Origin of the sequence: Streptomyces nojiriensis (assembly GCF_017639205.1) — a bacterium.
Classification (GTDB): Bacteria; Actinomycetota; Actinomycetes; order Streptomycetales; family Streptomycetaceae; genus Streptomyces; species Streptomyces nojiriensis.
In genome coordinates this window covers 2,490,194-2,513,254 of the sequence record NZ_CP071139.1, presented here as the reverse complement: position 1 = coordinate 2,513,254, position 23,061 = coordinate 2,490,194, and the positions used below count along the sequence as shown (strand labels likewise).

The window sequence follows — 23,061 nt, the reverse complement described above, 5'->3', positions numbered from 1 at the left end:
ATGGTTGACAGTAGGATTCCGCGGCCCGCACGTCAACGGCGGACCTGTGCTCGGTCCGGAGATCGCCAGGAAAGGCCGGAAATGGGGGCGGGGGTCGACGGAGGCCCGGACGGGAGCCGGGGCGGAAACGGTGATCGGAGGCGGTGGTTGGAGGCGGTGGTCGGAACCGGCGGGTGCGGGCGCGGAACCGGCGGGCGGGAACACCGATTCGGTCGAGGGGGATCCCAAAAGATGAACATTGCTCTACTCTCACGCGCATGTCGTGGACCCGCAGGTTCCCTGCCGTGCCGGCGGCGCTCCTCGCCGCCCTTCTCGCCCTCCTGTCCCTCCTCGTCGCGGCGCCCGCCGCCAGCGCGCACGAGGAACGCCCGATCACCCTCCCGGACGGCTCCGGATCGGTACCCGAGTACCGCACGGCGGAGCCCGACCTGATCGTCTGCAAAACCGACCGGCCCGCCTTCGAGCGCCGGATATCCGCCTTCCCCGACGAGCTCAGGCAGCGCAACCTCGCCCTGTACGAGCGGTGCGAGAAGAGCGGCTACCGGCACCTGCAGGAGGCCGTCGACGCCGTCGACCGGCCCGGGATGAACATCGCGATCCTCCCCGGCCTGTACGAGGAGGAGCCCTCGCTCCCCGCGCCGACGGGGGAGTGCGCCGCGCTCAAGGCCCCGCAGTCCTCACTCGGGTACCAGATCCTGTCGTACGAGCAGCAGGTGCAGTGCCGGCACAACCAGAACCTCGTCGCCATCCTCGGCAAGACGAACCTGCAGATCGAGGGCACGGGCGCGTCACGGCTCGACGTCGTCGTCGACGCCAAGTACCAGAAGCTGAACGCCATCCGCGCGGACAAGTCCAACGGCATCTACTTCCGCAACTTCACCGCCCAGCGCACCACCTTCAACTCGCTGTACGTGCTCGCGGGCGACGGCTTCGTCATCGACGACGTGCTCACCCGCTGGAACGACGAGTACGGCTTCCTGACCTTCGCCAGCGACCACGGGCTCTACAAGAACTGCGAGTCGTACGGGAACGGCGACTCCGGCATCTACCCGGGCAGCGCCTCGAACATCAACGACGGCCGCGGCTACGAGGTCCCCCGGTACTCCATCGAGATCACCGGCTGCCACAGCCACCACAACATGGTCGGCTACTCCGGCACCGCGGGCGACTCGGTGTGGGTGCACGACAACGAGTTCGACCAGAACATGGGCGGCGCCTCGATGGACAGCGCCTTCCCCGGCCACCCCGGACTCCCGCAGAACCACGCCAAGTTCGAGCGGAACCTGATCCACGACAACAACCAGGACTACTACGGGTACGTCGCCGACGGCACCTGCGCCAAACCGCCGATCGAGCGCGGCTACGAGCGGGGCGTGGTCTGCCCGCAGATCTCCATGCCGCCGGGCACCGGCATCATCACAGCGGGCGGCAACTGGAACCTCTACGAGAACAACTGGGTGTACGGGCACCGGCGCGCGGGCTTCTTCCTCAGTGCGGTCCCCGCCTTCATCCGCGGTGAGGAGGCGTGGTCGAAGCAGACCGACACCTCCCACCACAACCGGTACGCCGGGAACGTCATGGGCAAGGACAAGTCCGGCGCCGCCCGCCCCAACGGCATGGACGTGTGGTGGGACGGCCAGGGGCGCGCCAACTGCTGGCAGGACGGACCCGACGGCTCCACCCCCGGCGCGGTCCCGCAGTGCGGTGACCGCCGGGGCGAGGTCTCGGGCGCGTCGGCCCGCCTGGTCGGCGAACCGGTCAAGCTGGCCCAGCTCCTCGTCTGCGCGGACTACAACGTCCAGGCACGCAAACTCCCGTCCGGCTGCGACTGGTACGGCGCGCGCGGACTGGAGCGGGTGGAGACCCAGCTCGCGCTGGCCGTGGCCGCGGTGCTGCTGCTCGTCGGCGGCGTCCTGTGGTGGCGCCGGCTGCGCGGCTCCCGGCTGGGCACGGCCGCCACGCTGGCGGGACTGGCGGGTCTGGTCCTGGACGTGGCCGGCTCCACCATGCCCCTGACCGCCACCTTCGTCCCGGCGCTCGCCCTCCTCCTGCTCGGCCTGTGGTGGACGGGCGCGGGCCTGGTCCTGCGCCCCGCCCGCCCCTGGCTGGCCCGCCTGACCCTGCTGCTGGCCGGGCTCACCCTGCTGGACGCCTTCGACAAGGCCGTCCTGATGATCCCCTGGACCCCCCTGAGCCCCGCCTGGGTACGGGCCCTGGTCGCCGTGATCTGGGTCCTGTGGGCGGTGGTGGCCTCGGCCCGCCCGGGCACCCCGGCCCGCCCGGCCGGCCCGGGCGGCGACCCCGCGGGCGACCGCGCCCCGGTCCCCGCCGGCCCCGCCCCGGCGCTGAGCGCCGCCGCCCCCGAGCCCCCGGTGACCCCGACGACCCCGGACCCCGCGCCGTGACCCCCGCCCAGGCCGCACCGACCCCAGGAGGCCAGCCGTGACCGACCGGCCCGACGACGACAACCGGTGCGACGCCTGCGCTCCGCCGCCCCGCGCGGCCCGCAGGCTCCGCCGAACCGCCCGCGCCGCGGCCCTGCTCGCCCTCGCCCTGCTCCTCGCGGGCGGCGCGGCGACGGGCTGCGGCGGGCGGGCCACCACGCACCACAAGCCCGGCACCAGCCACGAGCAGGCCTCCGGCGATGTGGGCACCCTGCTCACGGCCACCGACGCCACCGGCCACCGGCTCCGCGAGGTCCCGGTCCAGGGCGCGCCGGAGGTCCAGCTGAGCGTCCGCCCGGACTCGGAGGACGGCTGGAACCTCCAACTGGCGTTGACGAACTACCGCTTCACCCCGGACAGCACCGGCGGCGCCGCCCTTCCGGGCGCGGGCCACGCCCACCTGGAGCTCGACGGGCACAAGCTGGCCCGGCTGTACGGTCCCTGGTTCCACCTGCCCGCGGCGCAGGTCCCCGAGGGCGCGCACACCCTGACCGTCCGCCTCTACGCGGACGACCACACCGCCTGGGCGGTCTCCGGCAAGCCGGTCGAGGGCACGGCCCAGCTCACCGCCACCGCCGCCGCCCCGGGCCGGCCGGGCGGACACAGCCACGGGGACACCCCGCCGCCGGGCCAGAGCCCAGCGCCGGAGCAGACCGACCGCACGGTCACCATCACCGTCCGGGACGGCAAGGTCAGCCCGGCCCCCGCCCGCACCGAGCTGCGGCGCGGAGAGCGCGTGGCCCTGCGTGTCACGAGCGACCGCGCGGACACCCTGCACGTCCACGGCTACGACAAAGAACTCGCCCTGCCGGCGGGCCAGGAGGCCACCCTGGTCCTGACGGCCGACCGCACGGGCCTCTTCGAGGTCGAGACCCACGAGTCCGGCCTCGTCCTGACCCAACTCCTCGTCCGATGACCCCGCACCGCCCCGACCCCAGCCCCGCGCGCCGACCCGAGCCCGCGCCGGCACAGGGCCCTGCGCCCGGGTGGCCGGGCCGTGTCGCCGACGGGACGCCGCCCCGGGCGGAGGGATGGTGAGCCCGCTCGGGCCGGATCCCCTCCCGGGCGCCGGCGAGGGGAGCCACGGCCAGGGCGTGGTCCTTCACCCGGCCGATCCGCTCACCTCGCTCGCGCACGGGATCGGGTCCCAGCACGACCTGCCGATCTCTCCCTTCTATGCCTTCGCCGGTGCCTTCGCCGCGCTGTTCGTCTCCTTTCTTGCCCTCGGCCTGCTCTGGTCCACCTCCCGCTTCCGCGGAGCGCGCTCGGGCCTCGCCCTGCCCGCCGCCCTCCAGCGGGTGGCCGACGCGCCCGCGGTCCGAACCGCCCTGCGCGGACTGGGACTCGCCGCCTCGGCGGCCGTCCTGCTCCACCTCCTCCTCGGTCCCGACGACCCCGCGCGCAACCCCGCTCCCGGCGCCGTCTACGTCCTCCTCTGGGTCGGACTCGTGCCCGCCTCCCTTCTCCTCGGCCCCGTCTGGCGCCTGCTCAACCCGCTCCGCACCCTGCACCGCCTGCTCTCCCGCTCCCTGCCCCGCCGCGGCCCCGGCCGCCCCCGCCCCCTTCCCGCCCGGCTCGGCCAATGGCCCGCCGCCGCCGGACTGTTCGGCTTCACCTGGCTCGAACTCGTCGCTCCTGATCCCGCATCCACCACCACCCTCCTCATCGCGATCACCGCCTACGCCACCGCCCACCTCCTGCTCGCCGCCCGCTTCGGCGAGCGCTGGTTCGACGACGGCGATGCCTTCGAGGCGTACTCCGCCCTCCTGGCCCGGCTCGCCCCCCTCGGCCGTCGCAGCGACGGCCGCCTCGTCCTCCGTAACCCCTTCCACGGACTCGACGCGACACCCGAGCGGCCCGGACTCGTCGCCACCGTCTGCGTCCTGCTCGGCTCAACCGCCTACGACGGCTTCTCCGACAACCCCTCGTGGATCAACGTCCTGCAGACCTCCCCCCTCGGCCGCATCCCCACGGCCACACTCGGACTGCTCGGCTCCATCGCCCTCGTCGCCACCCTCTACTGCCTCTGCGCCGCCGCCACCCGCCTCGTCAGCGGCCCGCACCCCGGCCCGCTGACCGCCTTCGCGCACTCACTCGTACCGATCGCGCTCGGCTATCTCATCGCCCACTACTTCTCCCTCCTGGTAGTCGAAGGACCACGCACAGTAAGCATGGCACTCGGCACTGACAACGCCCCCGAACCCGTGCCGCCCCTGGGTCCCGGCGGCCTCGCCGCCCTCCAGGTCGTCGCCGTCGTCACCGGTCACGTCCTCGGTGTCGTCGCGACCCACGACCGGTCCGTGCGCCTCTTCCCGCCCGCGAAGGCGGTCGCCGGACAACTGCCGCTGCTGGTGCTGATGATCACTTACACCGTCGGAGGGCTCAGTCTTCTGCTGAACTGAGACCCCTGCGGAACCGAGAAGCGAGGAGCGGCATGATGGATCCCGTGCCTTCCGCCCACGCCCTGCGCCGAGCGCCGATCCAGCAGCGCAGCGCCGACCGGCTCGCCCGGATCCTCGACGCCTGCGCCGAGCTGCTGGACGAGACCGGGTACGAGAACCTCAGCACCCGTGCCGTGGCCCTGCGCGCCGGCGTGCCGATCGGTTCCGTCTACCGCTTCTTCGGCAACAAGCGGGCCATGGCCATCGCCCTCGCCCACCGCAACCTGGACCGCTACGTCGACGGCATCGCGGACCGGCTCGCCGACCTGCCGGCCACCGACTGGCGGCCCGTCGTGGACGCGGTGCTTGACGAGTACCTGGCCATGAAGCGGAGCGTTCCCGGCTTCGCGCTCGTCGACTTCGGTGTGCCCGCGCCGCCGGCCGAGGGGCCGGAGGCCGACCCCAACCACCAGGTCGCCGACCGGCTGACGGAACTGCTCTCCGCGCATCTCGCCCTGACCCCCGACGCCACCCTGGAACGGGCCGTCCTCGTCGCCGTCGAGGCCACCGACGCGCTGATACAACTCGCCTTCCGGGCCGACCCGGCCGGGGACCCGGGCATCGTCGCCGAGACCCGCGCGATGATGCACGCGTACCTGGCCCGCGTGCTGGACTGACCCCTGCCGGCTCCGGTTCCGGTGCTGCCGGTTCCGGTGCCGCTGCCGGGCCCTCGAAAGCTGCCGGTCGTCACCCGTACCCACTCGGTCCCGCACACCCCTCCCCTCCATGCGTACCGGTCGGTATGCTCGGTTGCACTCCGCGCGCCCGTGCCCTTGCCGCAGACCGCCGCCCCTGGAGGGCCCATGTCCCGCACCGCCCTGCGTATCTGCCCCCTCTGCGAAGCCACCTGCGGCCTCACCCTCACCCTCGCGGACGGCGCGGTCACCGGAGCCCGCGGTGACCGCGAGGACGTCTTCAGCCGCGGCTTCATCTGCCCCAAGGGGGCCGCGTTCGGAGCACTCGACTCCGACCCCGACCGGCTGCGGGGCCCCCTCGTCCGCCGCGACGGCCGCTTGCGGGAGGCCACCTGGGAGGAGGCCTTCGCAGCCGTCGCGGCCGCCGTCCCCGCCCTGGTCCAGGAGTACGGGGCCCAGTCGGCCGGGGTCGTCCTCGGCAATCCGAACGTCCACACCATGGCCGGCGCCCTCTACCCGCCCCTGCTCCTCAAGAGCCTCGGCACCCGCAACCTCTTCACCGCCAGCACCCTGGACCAGATGCCCAAGCACGTATCCAGCGGGCTGCTCTTCGGCGACCCCTTCGCCATCCCGGTCCCCGACCTCGACCGGACCGACTTCCTGCTGCTCCTGGGCGCCAACCCGGTCGAGTCCAACGGCTCCCTGTGCACCGCCCCCGACTTCCCGGGCCGGCTCAAGGCCCTGCGCGCCCGGGGCGGCACCCTGGTCGTCGTCGACCCGCGCCGTACGCGCACCGCCGCGCTCGCCGACCGCCACCTCGCGCCGCGCCCCGGCAGCGACGCGCTGCTGCTCGCCGCCCTCGCACACACCCTGATCGAGGAGAAGCTCGCCGACCCCGGAGCGCTGGCGGAACACTGCGACGGCATCGGGGAACTCGGCGCCGCGCTCGGGAGTTTCACTCCTGAGGCCGTCGCACCCGCATGCGACCTCACCGCTGCCGAGATCCGCACCCTCGCCCGCGAGCTCGCGGTCGCACCCACCGCCGCCGTCTACGCCCGGATCGGCAGCTGCACCGTCGAGTTCGGCACGCTCGCGAGCTGGCTGGTCGACGTACTGAACATCCTCACCGGCAACCTCGACCGGCCGGGCGGCGCCCTCTTCCCGCTCTCCGCTACCGCCCCCGCGAGCCGCCCCGCGGGTCCGGGCAAGGGGTTCGCCCTCGGCCGCTGGTCGAGCCGGGTCGCCGGCCACCCTGAAGTCAAGGGCGAGCTGCCGATGGCCGCCCTCGCGGAGGAGATCGAGACCCCGGGCGACGGGCGGATCCGGGTGCTGCTGGCCATCGCCGCCAACCCGGTCCTGTCCGCACCCGACGGCGATCGGCTGGACCGGGCGCTGGCCGGGCTGGACTTCATGGTCTCGGTCGACCCCTACCTGAACGAGACCTCACGCCACGCCCACGTCGTCCTGCCGCCGCCGCCGCCCTCACAGAGCGCGCACTTCGACTTCGCGTTCAACGGGTTCGCCGTACGCAACCAGGCCCGCTATTCGCCCGCCGCCCTCCCGACGGAGGACGGGCGCATGGACGAGTGCGAGATCCACGCGCGCCTGATCCTCGCCGTCTCCGGCCTGCACGGAGCGCCGCCCGGGGTCGTCGACGAGCGTGTCATCGCCGACAGCCTGGCCCGGGCCGTCGCCGATCCCCACTCGCCGCTCCACGGCGGCGACCCGCAGGAGTTGGCGCGCCTGCTGACCGGCCGCACCGGACCCGAGCGGCGCCTCGACCTGATGCTGCGCACCGGCCCGTACGGACTGACGCTCGACGATCTGCGCCAGGCGCCGCACGGCATCGACCTCGGCCCGCTGCGGCCCCGGCTCCCGGGCGTGCTGAAGACCCGCAGCGGCAGGATCGAGCTGCTCCCGGACCCGATCGCGGCCGAGCTCCCCAAGCTGCGCGCGGCGCTCGCCGACCGCCCCGCCGCCCTGGTGCTCGTGGGCCGCCGCCATCTGCGGTCCAACAACAGCTGGTTGCACAACGTCCCGTCCCTCACCGGAGGTTCCAACCGCTGCACCCTTCAAGTCCATCCGCAGGACGCGGACCGGCTCGGACTCGTCGACGGAGGGCACGCCAGGATCACCGCCGACGGCGGGAGCCTGGAGGTGCCCGTGGAGGTCACCGACGCCATCCGCCGTGGCGTGGTGAGCCTTCCGCACGGCTGGGGCCACGACCGGGCCGGCTCGCGGCTGTCGGTGGCCGCCGCGGCGCCCGGCGTGAACGTCAACCAGCTGCTCGACGGCACCCGCAGGGACCGGCTGTCCGGCACGGCGGTGCTCAACGGCTTCCCCGTCGAGCTGACGCCACTGCCCTGAGCTGGGGTTTTGCTCGTATTGCTCACGCGTGGACGTCTTGTTGGCGCAAGGAGGGGGCACCTACCTTCCCCACATGCTGACCTTCCTCGGCTTCGCCATGATCGCGACGTTCCTGGTCCTGATCATGATGAAGAAAATGTCGCCCATCGCGGCGCTCGTCCTCATCCCCGCACTCTTCTGCGTGTTCGCAGGGAAGGGCGCGCACCTCGGCGACTACGTCATCGAAGGCGTCGGCAAGCTCGCCCCGACCGCCGCCATGCTGATGTTCGCCATCGTCTACTTCGGCGTGATGATCGATGTCGGTCTCTTCGACCCGATCGTCCGCGGCATCCTGCGCTTCTGCAAGGCGGATCCGATGCGGGTGGTGGTCGGCACCGCCGTCCTCGCCGCGATCGTCTCGCTCGACGGAGACGGATCGACCACCTTCATGATCACCGTCTCGGCCATGTACCCCCTCTACAAGCGGCTCGGCCTGAGCCTGGTGGTGATGACGGGCGTCGCGGCCACCGCCAACGGCGTCATGAACACCCTGCCCTGGGGCGGTCCGACCGCGCGCGCCGCCACCGCCCTCAAGCTCGACGCCGCCGACATCTTCGTCCCGATGATCCCGGCGCTCGCGGTGGGCCTGCTGTTCGTGTTCGTCCTGGCGTACGTCCTCGGCGTGAAGGAGCGCCGCAGGGTCGGCACGCTGGTGCTGCCCGGCCAGGCGGCACCGGAGGATGCCGAGGCGGAGCTGGTCCCGGCCGCGCCCGGCACGGCAGCGGCGGCCGCCCCGGCCGTCGCCGTGACGTCCGTGCCCGCGTCCGTGTCCGTCGAGGGCTCCGCCGGATCGTCGGCCTCCGCCGCAGGTCCGGCCGCCGCCCCGCACGGGAACGGCTCCGCCCCCGCGTCCGAGGACGGTTTCCAGGGCCTGGACCCCGACCGTCCCACCCTGCGGCCCCGTCTCTACTGGTTCAACGCCGGCCTCACCGTGGTCCTCCTCACCGCGATGATCATGGAGCTGCTGCCCATCCCGGTGCTGTTCCTGCTCGGCGCCGCCCTCGCCCTCACCGTCAACTTCCCGCACATGCCCGACCAGAAGGCCCGGATCGCCGCCCACGCCGACAACGTCCTGAACGTCGCCGGAATGGTCTTCGCAGCCGCCGTCTTCACCGGGGTGCTCACCGGCACCGGCATGGTCAAGCACATGGCCGACTGGCTCGTCGGCGCCATCCCCGAGGGCATGGGCCCGCACATGGCGCTGGTCACCGGCCTCCTCAGCCTGCCGCTCACCTACTTCATGTCCAACGACGGCTTCTACTTCGGCGTCCTGCCCGTCCTGGCCGAAGCCGGCGCCGCCCACGGGGTCTCCCCGCTCGAGATCGCCCGGGCCTCCCTCGTCGGCCAGGCCCTGCACATGTCGAGCCCGCTGGTTCCGGCCGTCTACGTCCTCGTCGGCATGGCCAAGGTCGAGTTCGGCGACCACACCCGGTTCACCGTGAAATGGGCGGCCCTGACCTCGCTCGTGGTCCTCGCGGCAGGGATGCTTTTCGGCATCATCTGAGATCCGGTGCCCTCTGGCCGGTAAAAACTACCGACGCTAGTTTGTAGGGTGTTCGCGAGGTCGGATCTACGCGCTCGTGCGTGCTCGGGAGGAATGCCATGAAGGCCCACGACGGGATGTACATCGACGGCGCGTGGCGGCCCGCCGTCGGCAGCGATCTGATCGAGGTCGTGAACCCGGCCGACGGCCAGGTCATCGCCCAGGTCCCGGCCGGTACCGAGGAAGACGTGGACGCGGCCGTACGCGCGGCGCGTGCGGCCCTTCCCGGATGGGCGGCCACTGCTCCGGCCGAGCGGGCCGCCCTGATCGGGGCGCTCCGCGACGCACTGCTGGCCCGCACGGGCGAGCTGACCGAGACCATCACCGCCGAGCTCGGGTCCCCGCTCGGCTTCTCGAAGGCCGTCCACGTCGGAGCGCCGATCGCCGTGGCCACCTCCTACGCCGAACTCGCCTCCTCGTACGCCTTCGAGGAGCGGGTCGGGAACTCCACCGTGCTGCTGGAGCCGATCGGGGTGGTCGCGGCCATCACGCCCTGGAACTACCCGCTGCACCAGGTCGTTGCAAAGGTGGCGCCCGCTCTCGCCGCCGGCTGCACCCTCGTCCTCAAGCCGGCCGAGGACACCCCGCTGACCGCACAGCTCTTCGCCGAAGCCGTGCACGAGGCGGGCATCCCGGCCGGAGTCTTCAACATGGTGACCGGTACCGGTCCGGTCGCCGGTCAGGCCCTCGCCGCGCACGAGGGAGTCGACCTCGTCTCCTTCACCGGCTCGACCGCGGTCGGCAAGCAGATCGGCGCCACGGCCGGCGCCGCCGTCAAGCGGGTCGCGCTCGAACTGGGCGGTAAATCGGCCAATGTCATCCTGCCCGGGGCCGACCTGGTCAAGGCCGTCGCGGCCGGCGTCGGGCACGTCATGAACAACAGCGGCCAGAGCTGCAACGCGCTGACCCGGATGCTCGTGCACCGGGACCACTACGAGGAGGCCGTCTCGCTCGCGGCCGCCGCCGTCGCCGACTATCCCACCGGCGACCCCCGCGAGGCCGGCGTCCGCGTCGGCCCGGTCGTCAACGCCAAGCAGCACGAGCGCGTCCGCGGCTTCATCACCAAGGGCGTGGAGGAAGGCGCGCGCCTCGTCGCCGGCGGGCTCGACGCGCCGCTGGAGCAGGGGTACTTCGTGACGCCGACGGTGTTCGCCGACGTCACGCCCGACATGACCATCGCCCAGGAGGAGATCTTCGGCCCGGTGCTGTCGATCCTCCGCTACGAGGACGAGGAGGAGGCCCTGAGCATCGCCAACGGCACCGTCTACGGTCTGGGCGGCGCCGTCTGGGCCGCCGACGACGCGACGGCCGTGGCCTTCGCGCGCCGGATGGACACCGGGCAGGTGGACATCAACGGTGGCCGCTTCAACGTGCTCGCGCCCTTCGGCGGCTACAAGCAGTCCGGTGTCGGCCGCGAGCTGGGCGCGCACGGCCTGGCGGAGTACCTCCAGACCAAGTCCCTGCAGTTCTGATCCCCTGATCGCGCTGCCCGACCCGCCGCACCCGCCCGACCCGCCGCACCCGCCCCGCACCGGAAAGACGAGATGACGACCATGGTCCGCGCCGCCGTCCTGCCCGCCGTCGGAGCCCCGCTGGAGATACGGGACATCGTGCTGCCGGATCCCGGCCCCGGGCAGGTCCGGGTGCGGCTCGCCGCAGCCGGGGTGTGCCACTCCGACCTCTCCCTCACCAACGGCACCATGCGGGTTCCCGTGCCCGCCGTCCTCGGCCACGAGGGCGCGGGCACGGTCCTCGCGGTGGGGGAGGGCGTTACCCATGTCGCCCCCGGCGACGGCGTGGTGCTCAACTGGGCCCCGTCCTGCGGAGAGTGCCACCACTGCACGATCGGCGAGGTCTGGCTCTGCGCCACGGCGCTCACCGGGGTCGGGGCCGTCTACGCGCACGACGCGCAGGGCACCGCACTGCACCCCGGGCTGAATGTGGCCGCCTTCGCCGAGGAGACCGTCGTCGCGGCCAACTGCGTACTGCCCGCCCCCGCCGGGATCCCGCTCGCCGAGGCCGCCCTGCTCGGCTGCGCCGTCCTCACCGGCTACGGGGCCGTCCGGCACAGCGCCCAGGTCCGCCCGGGCGAGTCGGTTGCCGTCTTCGGAGTCGGGGGGGTCGGCCTGGCGGCCCTCCAGGCCGCCCGGATCGCCCAGGCGGGCCCGGTCATCGCCGTCGACGTGTCCCCGGCCAAGGAGGAACTGGCCCGCGCGGCCGGGGCCACCGAGTTCGTGGTGGCCTCCGACACCACCGCCAAGCAGATCCGTGCGCTGACCGGCGGGCAGGGCGCCGACGTCGCCGTCGAGTGTGTCGGCCGGGCCGAGACCATCCGGGGCGCCTGGGAGTCGACCCGGCGCGGCGGCCGCACCACGGTCGTCGGCATCGGCGGCAAGGAGCAGCAGGTCACCTTCCACTCCATGGAGATCTTCCACTTCGCCCGCACCCTCACCGGCTGCGTCTACGGCAACAGCGACCCGGCCCGCGATCTCCCGGTGATCGCCGAGCACGTCCGCGCGGGCCGCCTCGACCTGGGCGCCCTGGTCACCGACCGCATCACCCTCGACGGCATCCCGGCCGCCTTCGACGCCATGCTGGCGGGCAAGGGCGGCCGCTCGCTGGTCGTCTTCCAGCCCTAGGCCGTCTCTTCCGGATCTTGCCGGGCCCGCGGCGCCCGGCACCGCACCTGGCCGCGTTGTCGGGGCGCCGGAGTACGTCCAGTACACGGTGCGCTCCTCCGCCTTGCCATGTACGGCACCGGACGCCGCGGGCTCGGCCGACAAGATCCGAAAGAGACGGCCTAGGCCGCGCCCGCAAAGTCCCGCCTGCCCTTCGGGCGGCCGGCGCTGCTTTGCGGACACGGCCCAGGACACCGCGCGGCGTCGCCACGGAGCGCTCACCCGGCCGCCACCGGGAGGGCCGGGTCGCGCGGCCCGAGCCGGTCCCACGCGCTGTAGTCCCGCAACGTGATGTTCTCGGCGGTCCTACGGGCGATCCTGGCCGCCATGTCCTTGCCCGGCAGATACGGCATGACCTTGTAGTAGCGGTTGAGGAGCGTGGCCGTCAGGCGGCTCCCGGGAACCATGAGCCTGGCGACGCCGTCGCCCATCTTCTGGCAGCCCGCCGCGTACTCCCGCAGTTCGGACTCGTAGCGGGCGAAGGCGCCACGGTGGTCTCTGCGTGCCGCGGCCAGCTCGCCGGCCAGCACGTACGCGCCGACCAGGGCGAGTCCCGTACCCATGCCGGACAGGGACGAGGGGCAGTAGGCGGCGTCGCCGAGCAGGGCGACCCGGCCGCGGCTCCAGGAGTCCATGCGGACCTGCGCGACCGAGTCGAAGTAGAAGTCGGGCGCGTACCGCATGTCCTCCAGCAGCCGGTCGCTCTCCCACCCGTTGCCCGCGAACTGCTCGGCGAGGACGGCCTGCTGCCGCGCGACCTCGCGCCGGTCGAGGTCCAGGAGCGGGGAGGCGAAGTAGAAGACGGCCTTGGCCTCGGTGTTGTGGCGGGCGCTGTACATCGCGACGAGCCTGCCGGCGGTGCGGTAGGCGTGTCCGGTGTGGTCGAGCCCGAGTCGGTTGGCCGTGGTGAAGATCGCGCAGTGGACACCGAGGTGCCGTACGTACCGCTCCTCCGGGCCGAACGCCAGGCGGCGGGTGGTGGAGTGCATTCCGTCCGCGCCGATCACCAGGTCGAACCGGCGCGGCGCGCCACGCTCGAAGGTGACGGTCACGCCCTCGGCGTCCTCGGAGAGCGAGGTCACGGAATCCCCGAAGACGTACTCGGTGTGCGGGGCGGTCGCTTCGTGGAGGATCCGCGCCAGGTCGCCGCGGAGGATCTCGACGTCTCCCGCGAACAGATCGGCGGGCAGCTTCGCCTGCGGCTTTCCGGCCTTGTTGACGTACGCCATGGAGCCCATGCCGGTCCGGGCCTGTTCGACCGCCTCCAGGATGCCCATGCCACGGAGGACGGACAGGTGGGCCTCGCCGCGGAAGTCGACGGCGTAGCCCCCGTCGCGGAGGGCGGGCGCGCGTTCCACGACCGTGGTGGTGAAGCCGTACCGGTGGAGCCAGTGGGCGAGCGCGGGGCCGGCGACGGAGGCGCCGGAGATCAATACGCTGATGTTCTTCGTCCCTGTGGTGTTCATGCGGTGAGCTTCCACGGCAGTGCTCACCGCTGGCTCACCGCGCGCTCACCGCCTCGACGACGCGTTCGGCCACGCTCGCGGGCAGGCCCAGCAGGCGGAGCGCTTCCGGGGTCTCGGCCCCCGTCCCCGCAGCGGCCTCGGCGGCCTCCCGGTAGCGGGTCCGGGCCGCCGCACGGTCGCCGCGCGCCTCGGCGACGCGGCCGAGGCCGGCGAGCGTACGGACCCGGGTGCCGACGCTCTTGACCCAGTGCGGGTCGACCCGCTCCAGAGCCTCCTCGTACAGCCGCTCCGCGCCGGCCGGGTCCCCGTCCAGCAGGGCCATGTCGGCCAGTCCGCGCAGCGCCGCCGCGAGGCCGGTGGCACTGCCGGCGCGGCGGGCGAGCGCGGCGGCCTCCGCATAGTCGGCGCGGGCCGAGGCCGGGTTCTCGCCGGCGCGGTGGTCGGCCCGGTTGACCAGCAGGTCGGCCCTGTCGTCCAGGGCGCCGAGCTGTTCGGTGAGCGCGAGGGCCTCGTCGGTGAGCGCGACGGCCCGTACGCGGTCGCCGCGCCCGCCCGCCAGGCCGGCGAGGGTGTCCAGGACCAGGGCGGTGCCCCAGCGGTCACCGAGCTCGCGGAACCCCCGGGCGGCGGCGCCGAAGGCCTCCTCGGCCAGGGTGGTGTCCCCCTCACCGAGGGGCCCGAAGCCGGACACGTACCGGGCTGCGGCCCGCGCCCATGGCTCGGGGCAGTCGCGCTGGGCCGAGACGAGCGCGAAGGCGCCCTGCGCGTCGGCCTCGCCCGCGTTCCGCATCATCCACAGGAACAGGCCGACGGGGTAGCGACCGGGGCGGGCGCCCGACCACGCGGCGGCCAGCGCCCGCCCGGCCGCCGCCCGGTGCCGCAGCCACACCGGATGCCCAGCCGCGCCGGACGCCGCCAGCAGCACGCACAGGACGTACTCCTCGCCGAGCCCGCCCCACGGCGGGGCCTCGGCCGCCCTACCGCCGACCGCCTCGCCGACCACCTCGCCCATCGCCCCGCCGAACGCCTCGCCCATCGCCCCGCCCGGTACCGGGCCCATCGTGTCCAGGAGCGTGATCGCCTGAGGCGCCACGGAGGCGGATACGCCCCGGATCCACAGGTAGTGCGAGGCCGCGGCGAGCAGTTCGAGGCCGGTCTCCGCGTCCGGAGACTCGACCGCCCAGCGCAGGGCCGCCAGGAGGTTCCCGTGCTCGGCGGTCAGGCGGGGCAGCCACTCCAACTGCTCGGCCCGCCGCAGATGGGGGTCGGCGGTCCGCGCCAGCTCCAGGAACCGCCGGGCGTGGGCGCGCCCTACCGCATCGCGTTCGCCCGCCTCGTCCAGCCGTTCTCCGCCGTAGGCGCCGATCGTCTCCAGCATCCGGTAGCGGCCGCCCGCGACCTCCAGAAGCGATTTGTCGACGAGCGCCTCGAGCGTCTCGCCGTCGGTGTCGCACACGCGCATCGCCGACTCGGTCGTCGCGCCGCCGGCGAAGACCGTGAACCGTCGTGCGGCCCGCTGCTCCGGCGCGGAGAGCAGCTCCCAGCTCCAGGCGACGACCGAGCGCAGGGTCCGGTGGCGTTCGTCGGAGCCTCGGCTGCCGCGGGCCGCGACCCCGAGCCGGTCGTCCAGCCGTCCCGCGAGCTCGTCGACGTCCAGCGTGCGGATGCGCGCCGCCGCGAGCTCGATGGCCAGGGGCAGATCGTCGAGGGCCGCACAGATCCGCCGGACCACCTCGGGATCGGCGGTGAAACCGGGCCGTACGGCGCCGGCCCGCTCGACGAAGAGCCGTACCGCCGCGTCACCGTCGAGCGGTCGCACGGGCCAGAGGCTCTCGCCGATGACGCCGAGCGGCTCCCGGCTCGTCGCCAGGACCCGCAGCCGCGGGCAGGCCGCCAGCAGCCGCGCCGCCAGTGCCGCGATCTCGTCGACGACGTGCTCGCAGTTGTCCAGGACGAGCAGGAGCATCCGGTCCGCCAGCGCCGCGATCAGGCGGTCGACCGGCGTCTGCCCGCCGTCGCCCAGGCTCAGCCCGGTGGCGCGCAGGCCGAGCGCGCTCAGCAGCGCCTGTGGCAGACCGGCGCCGTCGCGCAGCGGGGCCAGCTCCACGAAGCACACCTCGTCGGCCCCGGGCCCGGTGCCGACGGCCTCCGCGACCTCCACGGACAGCCGCGTCTTGCCGACGCCGCCGGGCCCGGTCAGCGTGACCAGCCGGGCCACCCGAAGCCGCCCCGCGACCTCGGCCACCTCGCCGGCGCGCCCGACGAACGCCGTCAGCTGCGCGGGCGGCGCCGTGGGGGCCGGTCCCGGATCGACCTTCAGCAACTCCTCGTACAGTGACGTCAGTTCGGGGGAGGGGTCGGTGCCCAGTTCATCGGCCAGATGCCGCCGGGTCTCCTCGTAGGCCACCAGCGCGGCGGCCGGGCCCCCCTCGGCGAACAGCGCCCGGATCAGCAGCCCCGCCAGCCGTTCCCGCAGCGGATGGCGGCCGACCAGTTCACGCAGCTCGGGCACGGCGCCGGGACGGCCGCCGAGCAGGCACTCGGCCTCGATCCGGTCTTCGAGCGCCCCCAGTCGGCGCTCTTCCAGACGCGCCGCGGCAGGTCGGGCGCTCTCGCTCTCGGCGACGCCGGCCAGCGCGGGGCCCCGCCACAGCGCCAGCGCATCGCGCAGCAGCGTGACGGCCCGCTCGGCGTCGCCGGCCCGCAGCGCGGCCCGGCCCTCCTGGGCCAGCCGCTCGAACCGGCAGGCGTCCACGTCGTCCTGCGGAACCACGATCCGATAGCCGGTGGCGGCCTGCTCGATCGCGGCCCCCGGACCGAGGGCCTTGCGCAGCCGGGACACCTGGGACTGCAGGGCGTGCGCCGAAAGGGTCCCGTCCGGGTCGACGGCGTCGGCCAGCCGGTCCGCCGACACCGCCTCTCCCACGTGGGTCAGCAGCAGGGCCAGCAGGGCGCGGCGGGCCGGTCCGCCCAGCGGAACCTCGGCCCCGTCGTCGTGCCACGCCCGGGTCTCACCGAGGATTCCGAACAGCATGCCGGTAATTATCCACCGGAGTCGATCAGTTGATCGTTCGATTCATCGATTCATCGGCCGACCGGTCGGCCGGTCGATCAGGCGGGGACGATCGGGCCGAGGTACGTTCCGCCCGAGACGTCGATGGTCTGGCCGGTCACCCACCGGCCGTGCGGGCCCGCCAGGAAGCCGACGACATCGGCGACGTCCTCGGGCTCGCCGAGCCGGCCGAGCGCCGTGATCGATTCCAGCCCGGCGACCACCTCGGGGACGGCGGTGTGGCCGGCGGTCATGTCGGTCCGCACGGCGCCGGGTGCGACGGTGTTCACCGTGATGCCGCGGCTGCCGAGCTCGTTGGCCAGCGACGGGGTCATCGACTCCAGAGCCGCCTTGCTGATGGTGTAGCCGATCTGCGTGGAGACGGCGAACCGGCTGGCCGTCGAACCCATGTTGACGATGCGGCCGCCGTCGTTCAGCAGCCCGAGCGCGCGCTGGACCACGAAGAACGGCGCGCTGACGTTGACGGCGAGCAGCCGGTCGAGCTCCTCGGGGGTGACGTGCGCGATCGGGTTGCCGGAGCTGATGCCCGCGTTGTTGACGAGGATGTCCAGCCCCCGCCCCGCCAGTCCCGCGGTCAGGCCCTCGAACAGCCGGTCCACGGCGCCGTCCTCGCCGAACCGTGCCGGGACGGCGAACGCCCGGCCGCCCGCCGCCTCGATCCGCGCCACGGTCTCGCCGGCCGCGGCCTCGTTGCCGCCGTGGTGGACGGCGACGAGAGCGCCCTCGGCCGCGAGCCGCAGCGCGACCGCCCGGCCGATTCCGCGCGAACCGCCCGTCACCAGTGCCGTCTTGCCGTTCAGCGTGCCCGTGCTCATGCCCATGCCCGTGCCCGTGCCCGTGCCCGTGTGCGTCCCCATGGCCCTACCCCTTGCCCGGCGGCCGGTCCTCGGTGGATCCGGCGATGGCGCAAGACTCACCGCCGCAGCTCACCGCGCGCTCACCGCCGGCTCACCGGATGCCCGTTCAGAGGGCGGGCAGCGCCTCGTACTGCAGGGCCAGTCCGTCCAGCAGCGCCGCCAGGCCCGTCTCGAAGGCGCCCTCGTCCACCTCGCGCCCGCGCTCCGCGAGCAGGTGGGCCTGGCCCAGGTGCGGGTAGTCCGCCGGGTCGTATGCCGTGCGGTCGTCCACGAAGCCCCCGGCGAAGGACGCCACCGCCGAGCCCAGGATGAAGTACCGCATCAAGGCGCCGATCCGGGTCGCCTGCGCCGCAGGCCAGCCCGCCGCCGTCATCGCCCCGAACACCGCGTCCGCCAGCCGCAGCCCGGCCGGCCGGCGGCCCGGCCCGCGCGCCAGTACCGGCACGATGTTCGGATGGTCCGCCAGGGCGTCCCGGTACGAGTGCGCCCACGCGTGCAGAGCCGCCCGCCAGTCCTGGCCGCCGTCGAACATCGACAGGTCCACCCGCGCGCTCACCGCGTCCGCCACCGCGTCCAGGATCTCGTCCTTGGTGCGGAAGTGGTTGTAGAGCGACGGCCCGCTGACCCCGAGCGCGGCCGCCAGCCGCCGCGTCGACACCGCCTCCAGCCCCTCCGCGTCCACCAGGGCGCCGGCCGCCTCGATGATGCGGTCCCGGCTGAGGAGGGGCTTGCGCGGTCTGGCCATGCGCCACATAGTAGGGCCTGCCCGCAATAAACTACCGGTGCTAGTTAAAGGCGCCGATCCCGCCCCGGAGGTGCCCGGTGAACCTGGAGCTGAGCGAGGAGCAGACCGCCGTCCGCAGGCTCGCCCGCGAGTTCACCGAGCGCGAGGTCGTCCCGTACGCCGCCGAGTGGGACCGCGCCGAGAGCGTGGACCGGGCCATCGTGAAGAAGCTGGGCGCGCTCGGCTTCCTCGGCCTGACCGTCCCCGAGGAGTACGGCGGCTCCGGCGGCGACCACCTCGCCTACGTGCTGGTCACCGAGGAGCTCGGACGCGGCGACTCCGCCGTGCGCGGGATCGTCTCCGTCTCCCTCGGCCTCGTCGCCAAGACCATCGCCGCCTGGGGCACCGAGGAGCAGAAGCACGCCTGGCTGCCCCGCCTGTGCTCCGGCGACGCGCTCGGCTGCTTCGGCCTGACCGAGCCCGGCACCGGCTCCGACGCCGGCAGCCTCACCACCCGCGCCGTGCGCGCCGGGGACGCGTACGTCCTCGACGGCAGCAAGATGTTCATCACCAACGGCACCTGGGCCGACGTGGTGCTGCTCTTCGCCCGCACCGGCGACGAGCCCGGCCACCGCGGGGTCTCCGCCTTCCTCGTCCCCACCGACACCCCGGGCCTGACCCGCCGCGAGATCCACGGCAAACTCGGCCTGCGCGGCCAGGCCACCGCCGAGCTCGTCCTCGACGGCGTCCGCGTGCCCGCCTCCGCGATGCTCGGCCCCGAGGGCAAGGGCTTCTCGGTCGCCATGTCCGCCCTCGCCAAGGGCCGGATGTCGGTCGCCGCCGGCTGCGTCGGCATCGCGCAGGCGGCCCTGGACGCGGCCGTCTCGTACGCCGGCCGGCGGGAGCAGTTCGGCCGGCCGATAGCCCACCACCAGCTGGTCCAGGAGCTCATCGCCGACATCTCGGTCGACGTGGACGCCGCCCGCCTGCTGACCTGGCGGGTGGCCGACCTCATCGACCGCGGACAGCCGTTCGCCACCGAGTCCTCCACCGCCAAGCTCTTCGCCTCCGAGGCCGCCGTGCGCGCCGCGAGCAACGCCCTCCAGGTGCACGGCGGGTACGGCTACATCGACGAGTACCCGGCGGGCAAACTGCTGCGCGACGCCCGCGTGATGACCCTGTACGAGGGCACCAGCCAGATCCAGAAGCTGCTCATCGGCCGCGCCCGCACCGGGGTTTCCGCCTTCTGAGGGCCGCCCGGGCCTTCCGGCGGCCGCCCAAGGCCCTCCGGGGCCGATTGAGTACCCGTATGAGTACGCGTGCGGATGTGCCCTCCGGCGTTCCGTCCGATGCTCGGTCCATGAACGAGACACCGGTCAAGCAGCAGAGCACGGGGGCGTACTACGGCCAGGCCGTCGCCTCCTTCGGCATCGCCATCGGCGCCGTGTCCGTGGGGATCTACAACCTGGAGGCGAACGGCTGGGTCCGGGCCTTCCTCGGCATCGCGGTCCTCTACCTCACCACCTCGGCCTTCACCCTCGCCAAGGTGATCCGCGACCGCCAGGAGGTCACGCAGATCGTCAGCCGCGTGGATCAGGCCAGGATGGAGAAGATCATGGCCGAGTACGATCCCTTCGCGCCGAAGTAGCCGGCCCCGGGCAGGAGGCTCGCCGGGCCCGGCCGGCCCGACATCGCTAAGCGCTTGCTCACCCTCCGGTAGGGTGTTCACTTCCACACGGTGAAGGGTGAGTGAGCGATGGGCAGCGCGGAGGATACGGTCGACGGCTACCGGCCGTGGTCCGAGGTCACCCCCGACGCCGCACGGCGGCTGCTCGTCGCGGCCGTCGAAGCCTTCGCGGAGCGCGGGTACCACGCCACCACCACACGTGACATCGCGGGCCGTGCCGGCATGAGCCCGGCCGCGCTCTACATCCACTACAAGACCAAGGAAGAGCTGCTCCACCGGATCAGCCGGATCGGCCACGACAAGGCGCTGGAGATCCTGACCACCGCCGCCGACGGCCCCGGCAGCGCGGCCGACCGGCTCGATGCGGCCGTTCGGTCCTTCGTGCGCTGGCATGCGGCGCACCACACCACCGCGCGCGTGGTCCAGTACGAGCTCGACGCCCTCGCTCCGGAGCACCGCTCCGAGATCGTGGCGCTGCGCCGGCAGAGCGACGCGGCCGTGCGCCGCATCATCGCCGACGGGGTGGCCGCGGGGGAGTTCGACGTCCCCGACGTGCCGGGCACCACGCTCGCCGTGCTGTCGCTGTGCATCGACGTGGCCCGCTGGTTCAACACGGTCGGGCAGCGCACGCCCGACGAGGTCGGCGGGCTCTACGCCGACCTCGTGCTCCGCATGGTCGCGGCGCGGCCGGCCCCCGCGCGGTAGTACCGGCCTCCGCGCGGCAGTCCGGACGGGCTTCAGAAGTAGTAGCGCGACACCGATTCCGCCACGCACACCGGCTTGTCCCCGCCCTCGCGTTCGACCGTGACGGTGGCCGTGACCTGTACGCCGCCGCCCGCCTCCGCGACCTCCGTGATCACGGCGATGGCGCGCAGCCGGGAACCGACCGGCACCGGCGCCGGGAAACGGACCTTGTTCGTCCCGTAGTTGAGGCCCATCCGCATGCCCTCGACCCGCATGATCTGCGGTACCAGGCTGGGCAGCAGCGACAGCGTCAGATAGCCGTGCGCGATGGTGGAACCGAAGGGTCCGCCCGCTGCGCGCTCCGGGTCCACGTGGATCCACTGGTGATCGCCGGTGGCGTCCGCGAAGAGGTCGATCCGCTTCTGGTCCACCTCCAGCCACTCGCTGGGGCCGAGCGGTTCGCCGATCCCGGCGTGCAGCTCCTCGGCGGACGTGAAGACCCTCGGCTCGGCCATGCCCTGTTCCTGTCTCTCGCGGACGGCTGACGGACGAATAAGCGCTTGCTCAGCATGCTGGGGGGCGTATGCGTATGTCAACGGGCCTCCGACTACGCTCGGCCGGGTGCCGCAGATTCCCGAGAAAGTCCACGAGCTCACCGTCGGTCAGCTGTCCGCCCGGAGCGGCGCCGCCGTCTCGGCGCTCCACTTCTACGAGGCCAAGGGCCTGATCAGCAGCCGCCGCACCTCCGGCAACCAGCGCCGCTACACGCGTGACGCGCTGCGCCGGGTGGCCTTCGTACGCGCCGCCCAGCGCGTGGGCATCCCGCTGGCCAGCATTCGCGAGGCGCTCGCCCAGCTCCCCGAGGAGCGCACCCCCAACCGCGAGGACTGGGCCCGTCTCTCCGAGGCCTGGCGCGCCGAACTCGACGAACGCATCAGCCGGCTGAGCCGTCTGCGCGACCACCTGACGGACTGCATCGGCTGCGGCTGCCTGTCCATGGAGACCTGCGCGCTGTCCAACCCGGACGACGTCTTCGGCGAGCGGCTCACCGGCTCGCGGCTGTAGCGACCGCCCGCGCCACCACCGACCGCGCCACCACTCCCCGGGCCGCCGCCACCAGTTCGGCATTCGACCGCGCCGGCCGCCCGTCGGGCAGGTGCGTCACATCGCCCACGCCGGTCCGCACGCCGGTGCCGCACCGCGCGGCCAGGCGCAGCACCGGCCAGGCGGCCGCGTCCCGCCCGTACAGCAGCACCGGTACGGGTGGCAGCGCGCGCAGCCCCGCGACCAGCGCCGGATCGGCCGCCGCCAGCTCGGCCGAGAGCCGGACCCGCGCGGGCTCACGCACCGGCCAGGCCAGGAACGCGGCCAGTGGCTCCGGCCCGGCAGCGCCGCCCAGCGGCACCACCGCGTCCACCGCGACCCCCCGCGCCAGCAGGGCCTGCGCGAGCTCCGCGGCGCCCGGCTGCCCGAAGCGCACCACCGCCCGGTCCGGCAGCACCGTCCACGAAGCCACCCGCTCCAGCCGCCCCGCCGGATCGGGCTCGGCCGCGATCGACACCGGCACCGACAGCGCTACGCCGACCCCCGTACGCCGCAGCACCTCCAACACCGGTCCGACCACCCGCGGCGAGAGGCTCTCCCGCCCGCACGGCGTCCGCGGATGCACCAGCACCTCCCCGGCCCCGGCGCCGACGGCCGCGAGCGCCGATTCCGCCAGCGCCTGCGGCGACATCGGCACGGCCGGACCGTCCGCGGCGCTCCGCGCACCGTTCAACGACACCGGAAGCGGGAACGGCACCGGAGGCGGCGTTCTCACGCGGCGCCCGCCGAGGGGGTGCCCAGCAGCGCCGGGCTGTCCACCAGGGCCGGTCTGGGCACCACGATCCCGCAGCCCGCGCACACCGGCCCGTCCCAGGCCAGCGCCCCCGCCCAGGGGCCGACCGGAGCCACCTCCGGCCAGTGCAGTTCGGTGTCCCCGCACACCGGACACGCCGTGCCCGGTCCCGACTCCAGCGCCCGCACCAGCCTGCGCAGCACCTCGCCCAGCGCCCCCTCCGGCCGGACCCCCGGATCCGCGCACCGCACCACCGCGTCCCCGCTCCCGCCCCACGCCCACTCCGGCCGGCGCAGCCCGTGGTGCTTCTCCCGCCGGCGCCGTTCCGCGAACTGCCGCTCGTACTCCAGCCAGACCGCCCGCGCGTCCTCCAGCTCCTCGAGGGCGGCGACCAGCCGCAGCGGATCGGCCCCCCGGTCCTCGGGGGCGATCCCGTGCCGGTCGCACAGGTGCCACCACGTGGCCCGGTGCCCGTAGGGCGCGAACCGCTCCAGGCAGCGGCGCAGTGAATGGCGCCGCAAGGCCCGGTCGTTGCGCGCGTCGCGCACCTGGTAGGCCAGACTCCGGAATCCCGCCATCACACCAT

19 protein-coding genes are annotated in these 23,061 nt (G+C 73.6%); 12 read left to right on the top strand and 7 right to left on the bottom strand.

Features of this window, described 5'->3' with window-relative positions; all coding sequences use genetic code 11:
- Positions 1 to 257 precede the first annotated feature (257 nt).
- From JYK04_RS11760 to JYK04_RS11725, 8 genes are all read left to right on the top strand, one after another.
- Positions 258 to 2,405: a right-handed parallel beta-helix repeat-containing protein gene (locus JYK04_RS11760; protein WP_189739810.1), complete on the top strand. Its 2,148-nt coding sequence runs from the start codon at positions 258 to 260 to the stop codon at positions 2,403 to 2,405.
- 133 nt (positions 2,406 to 2,538) lie between these two features.
- Complete coding sequence (locus tag JYK04_RS11755; protein ID WP_189740483.1) at positions 2,539 to 3,360, top strand: cupredoxin domain-containing protein; 822 nt, start codon at positions 2,539 to 2,541, stop codon at positions 3,358 to 3,360.
- A 178-nt stretch (positions 3,361 to 3,538) separates the two neighbouring features.
- Positions 3,539 to 4,846 (top strand): hypothetical protein, encoded by a 1,308-nt coding sequence (locus JYK04_RS11750; protein ID WP_189740486.1) that lies wholly within the window; start codon positions 3,539 to 3,541, stop codon positions 4,844 to 4,846.
- A 35-nt stretch (positions 4,847 to 4,881) separates the two neighbouring features.
- The gene (locus JYK04_RS11745) at positions 4,882 to 5,502 is read left to right on the top strand and encodes a TetR/AcrR family transcriptional regulator (protein WP_189739813.1); all 621 of its coding nucleotides are present in this window, start codon (positions 4,882 to 4,884) and stop codon (positions 5,500 to 5,502) included.
- A gap of 186 nt (positions 5,503 to 5,688) precedes the next feature.
- Complete coding sequence (locus JYK04_RS11740; RefSeq protein ID WP_189739816.1) at positions 5,689 to 7,887, top strand: molybdopterin oxidoreductase family protein; 2,199 nt, start codon at positions 5,689 to 5,691, stop codon at positions 7,885 to 7,887.
- 73 nt (positions 7,888 to 7,960) lie between these two features.
- On the top strand, positions 7,961 to 9,430 hold the full coding sequence (locus JYK04_RS11735) for a CitMHS family transporter (RefSeq protein WP_189739819.1): 1,470 nt from the start codon (positions 7,961 to 7,963) through the stop codon (positions 9,428 to 9,430).
- A gap of 98 nt (positions 9,431 to 9,528) precedes the next feature.
- Positions 9,529 to 10,941, top strand: coding sequence for an aldehyde dehydrogenase family protein (locus JYK04_RS11730; RefSeq protein WP_189739822.1), 1,413 nt, complete (start codon positions 9,529 to 9,531; stop codon positions 10,939 to 10,941).
- Between the two features lie 81 nt (positions 10,942 to 11,022).
- Positions 11,023 to 12,108: a Zn-dependent alcohol dehydrogenase gene (locus tag JYK04_RS11725; RefSeq protein ID WP_189740488.1), complete on the top strand. Its 1,086-nt coding sequence runs from the start codon at positions 11,023 to 11,025 to the stop codon at positions 12,106 to 12,108.
- Positions 12,109 to 12,365: 257 nt separating this feature from the next.
- Here JYK04_RS11725 and JYK04_RS11720 read toward each other — a convergent pair whose 3' ends face one another.
- The 4 genes from JYK04_RS11720 to JYK04_RS11705 all read right to left on the bottom strand — a co-directional run bounded on the left by JYK04_RS11720 (position 12,366) and on the right by JYK04_RS11705 (position 18,288).
- Positions 12,366 to 13,613: an FAD-dependent monooxygenase gene (locus tag JYK04_RS11720; protein WP_189739824.1), complete on the bottom strand. Its 1,248-nt coding sequence runs from the start codon at positions 13,611 to 13,613 to the stop codon at positions 12,366 to 12,368.
- Between the two features lie 34 nt (positions 13,614 to 13,647).
- Positions 13,648 to 16,647 (bottom strand): ATP-binding protein, encoded by a 3,000-nt coding sequence (locus JYK04_RS41870; protein ID WP_189739828.1) that lies wholly within the window; start codon positions 16,645 to 16,647, stop codon positions 13,648 to 13,650.
- A 77-nt stretch (positions 16,648 to 16,724) separates the two neighbouring features.
- Positions 16,725 to 17,543, bottom strand: a complete 819-nt coding sequence (locus tag JYK04_RS11710; protein ID WP_272933163.1) for an SDR family oxidoreductase — start codon at positions 17,541 to 17,543, stop codon at positions 16,725 to 16,727.
- A gap of 106 nt (positions 17,544 to 17,649) precedes the next feature.
- A complete protein-coding gene (locus JYK04_RS11705) occupies positions 17,650 to 18,288 on the bottom strand; it encodes a TetR/AcrR family transcriptional regulator (RefSeq protein WP_189739831.1) in 639 nt (212 codons plus the stop codon).
- Positions 18,289 to 18,365: 77 nt separating this feature from the next.
- Between JYK04_RS11705 and JYK04_RS11700 the strand changes: the two genes are divergently transcribed.
- The 3 genes from JYK04_RS11700 (at position 18,366) to JYK04_RS11690 (ending at position 20,659) form a co-directional block, all read left to right on the top strand.
- Entirely contained in the window at positions 18,366 to 19,517 is a 1,152-nt protein-coding gene (locus JYK04_RS11700) for an acyl-CoA dehydrogenase family protein (protein ID WP_189739833.1), read from the top strand.
- Between the two features lie 110 nt (positions 19,518 to 19,627).
- Entirely contained in the window at positions 19,628 to 19,915 is a 288-nt protein-coding gene (locus JYK04_RS11695) for a YiaA/YiaB family inner membrane protein (RefSeq protein WP_030720269.1), read from the top strand.
- Between the two features lie 108 nt (positions 19,916 to 20,023).
- Positions 20,024 to 20,659: a TetR/AcrR family transcriptional regulator gene (locus tag JYK04_RS11690; protein WP_189739836.1), complete on the top strand. Its 636-nt coding sequence runs from the start codon at positions 20,024 to 20,026 to the stop codon at positions 20,657 to 20,659.
- A gap of 32 nt (positions 20,660 to 20,691) precedes the next feature.
- Here the strand turns inward: JYK04_RS11690 and JYK04_RS11685 are convergent, their stop codons facing one another.
- A complete protein-coding gene (locus tag JYK04_RS11685; RefSeq protein ID WP_030011864.1) occupies positions 20,692 to 21,153 on the bottom strand; it encodes a MaoC family dehydratase in 462 nt (153 codons plus the stop codon).
- 106 nt (positions 21,154 to 21,259) lie between these two features.
- On the opposite strand from JYK04_RS11685, the gene soxR reads away from it, so the two are divergent.
- Positions 21,260 to 21,703 (top strand): redox-sensitive transcriptional activator SoxR, encoded by a 444-nt coding sequence (soxR, locus tag JYK04_RS11680; protein ID WP_189739838.1) that lies wholly within the window; start codon positions 21,260 to 21,262, stop codon positions 21,701 to 21,703.
- Here soxR and JYK04_RS11675 read toward each other — a convergent pair.
- Together JYK04_RS11675 and JYK04_RS11670 are read right to left on the bottom strand one after the other, a co-directional pair.
- On the bottom strand, positions 21,684 to 22,421 hold the full coding sequence (locus JYK04_RS11675) for a 3-keto-5-aminohexanoate cleavage protein (protein WP_308444767.1): 738 nt from the start codon (positions 22,419 to 22,421) through the stop codon (positions 21,684 to 21,686). The genes soxR and JYK04_RS11675 overlap by 20 nt on opposite strands.
- A 32-nt stretch (positions 22,422 to 22,453) precedes the next feature.
- On the bottom strand, positions 22,454 to 23,053 hold the full coding sequence (locus JYK04_RS11670; protein ID WP_189739841.1) for a hypothetical protein: 600 nt from the start codon (positions 23,051 to 23,053) through the stop codon (positions 22,454 to 22,456).
- Positions 23,054 to 23,061 lie beyond the last annotated feature (8 nt).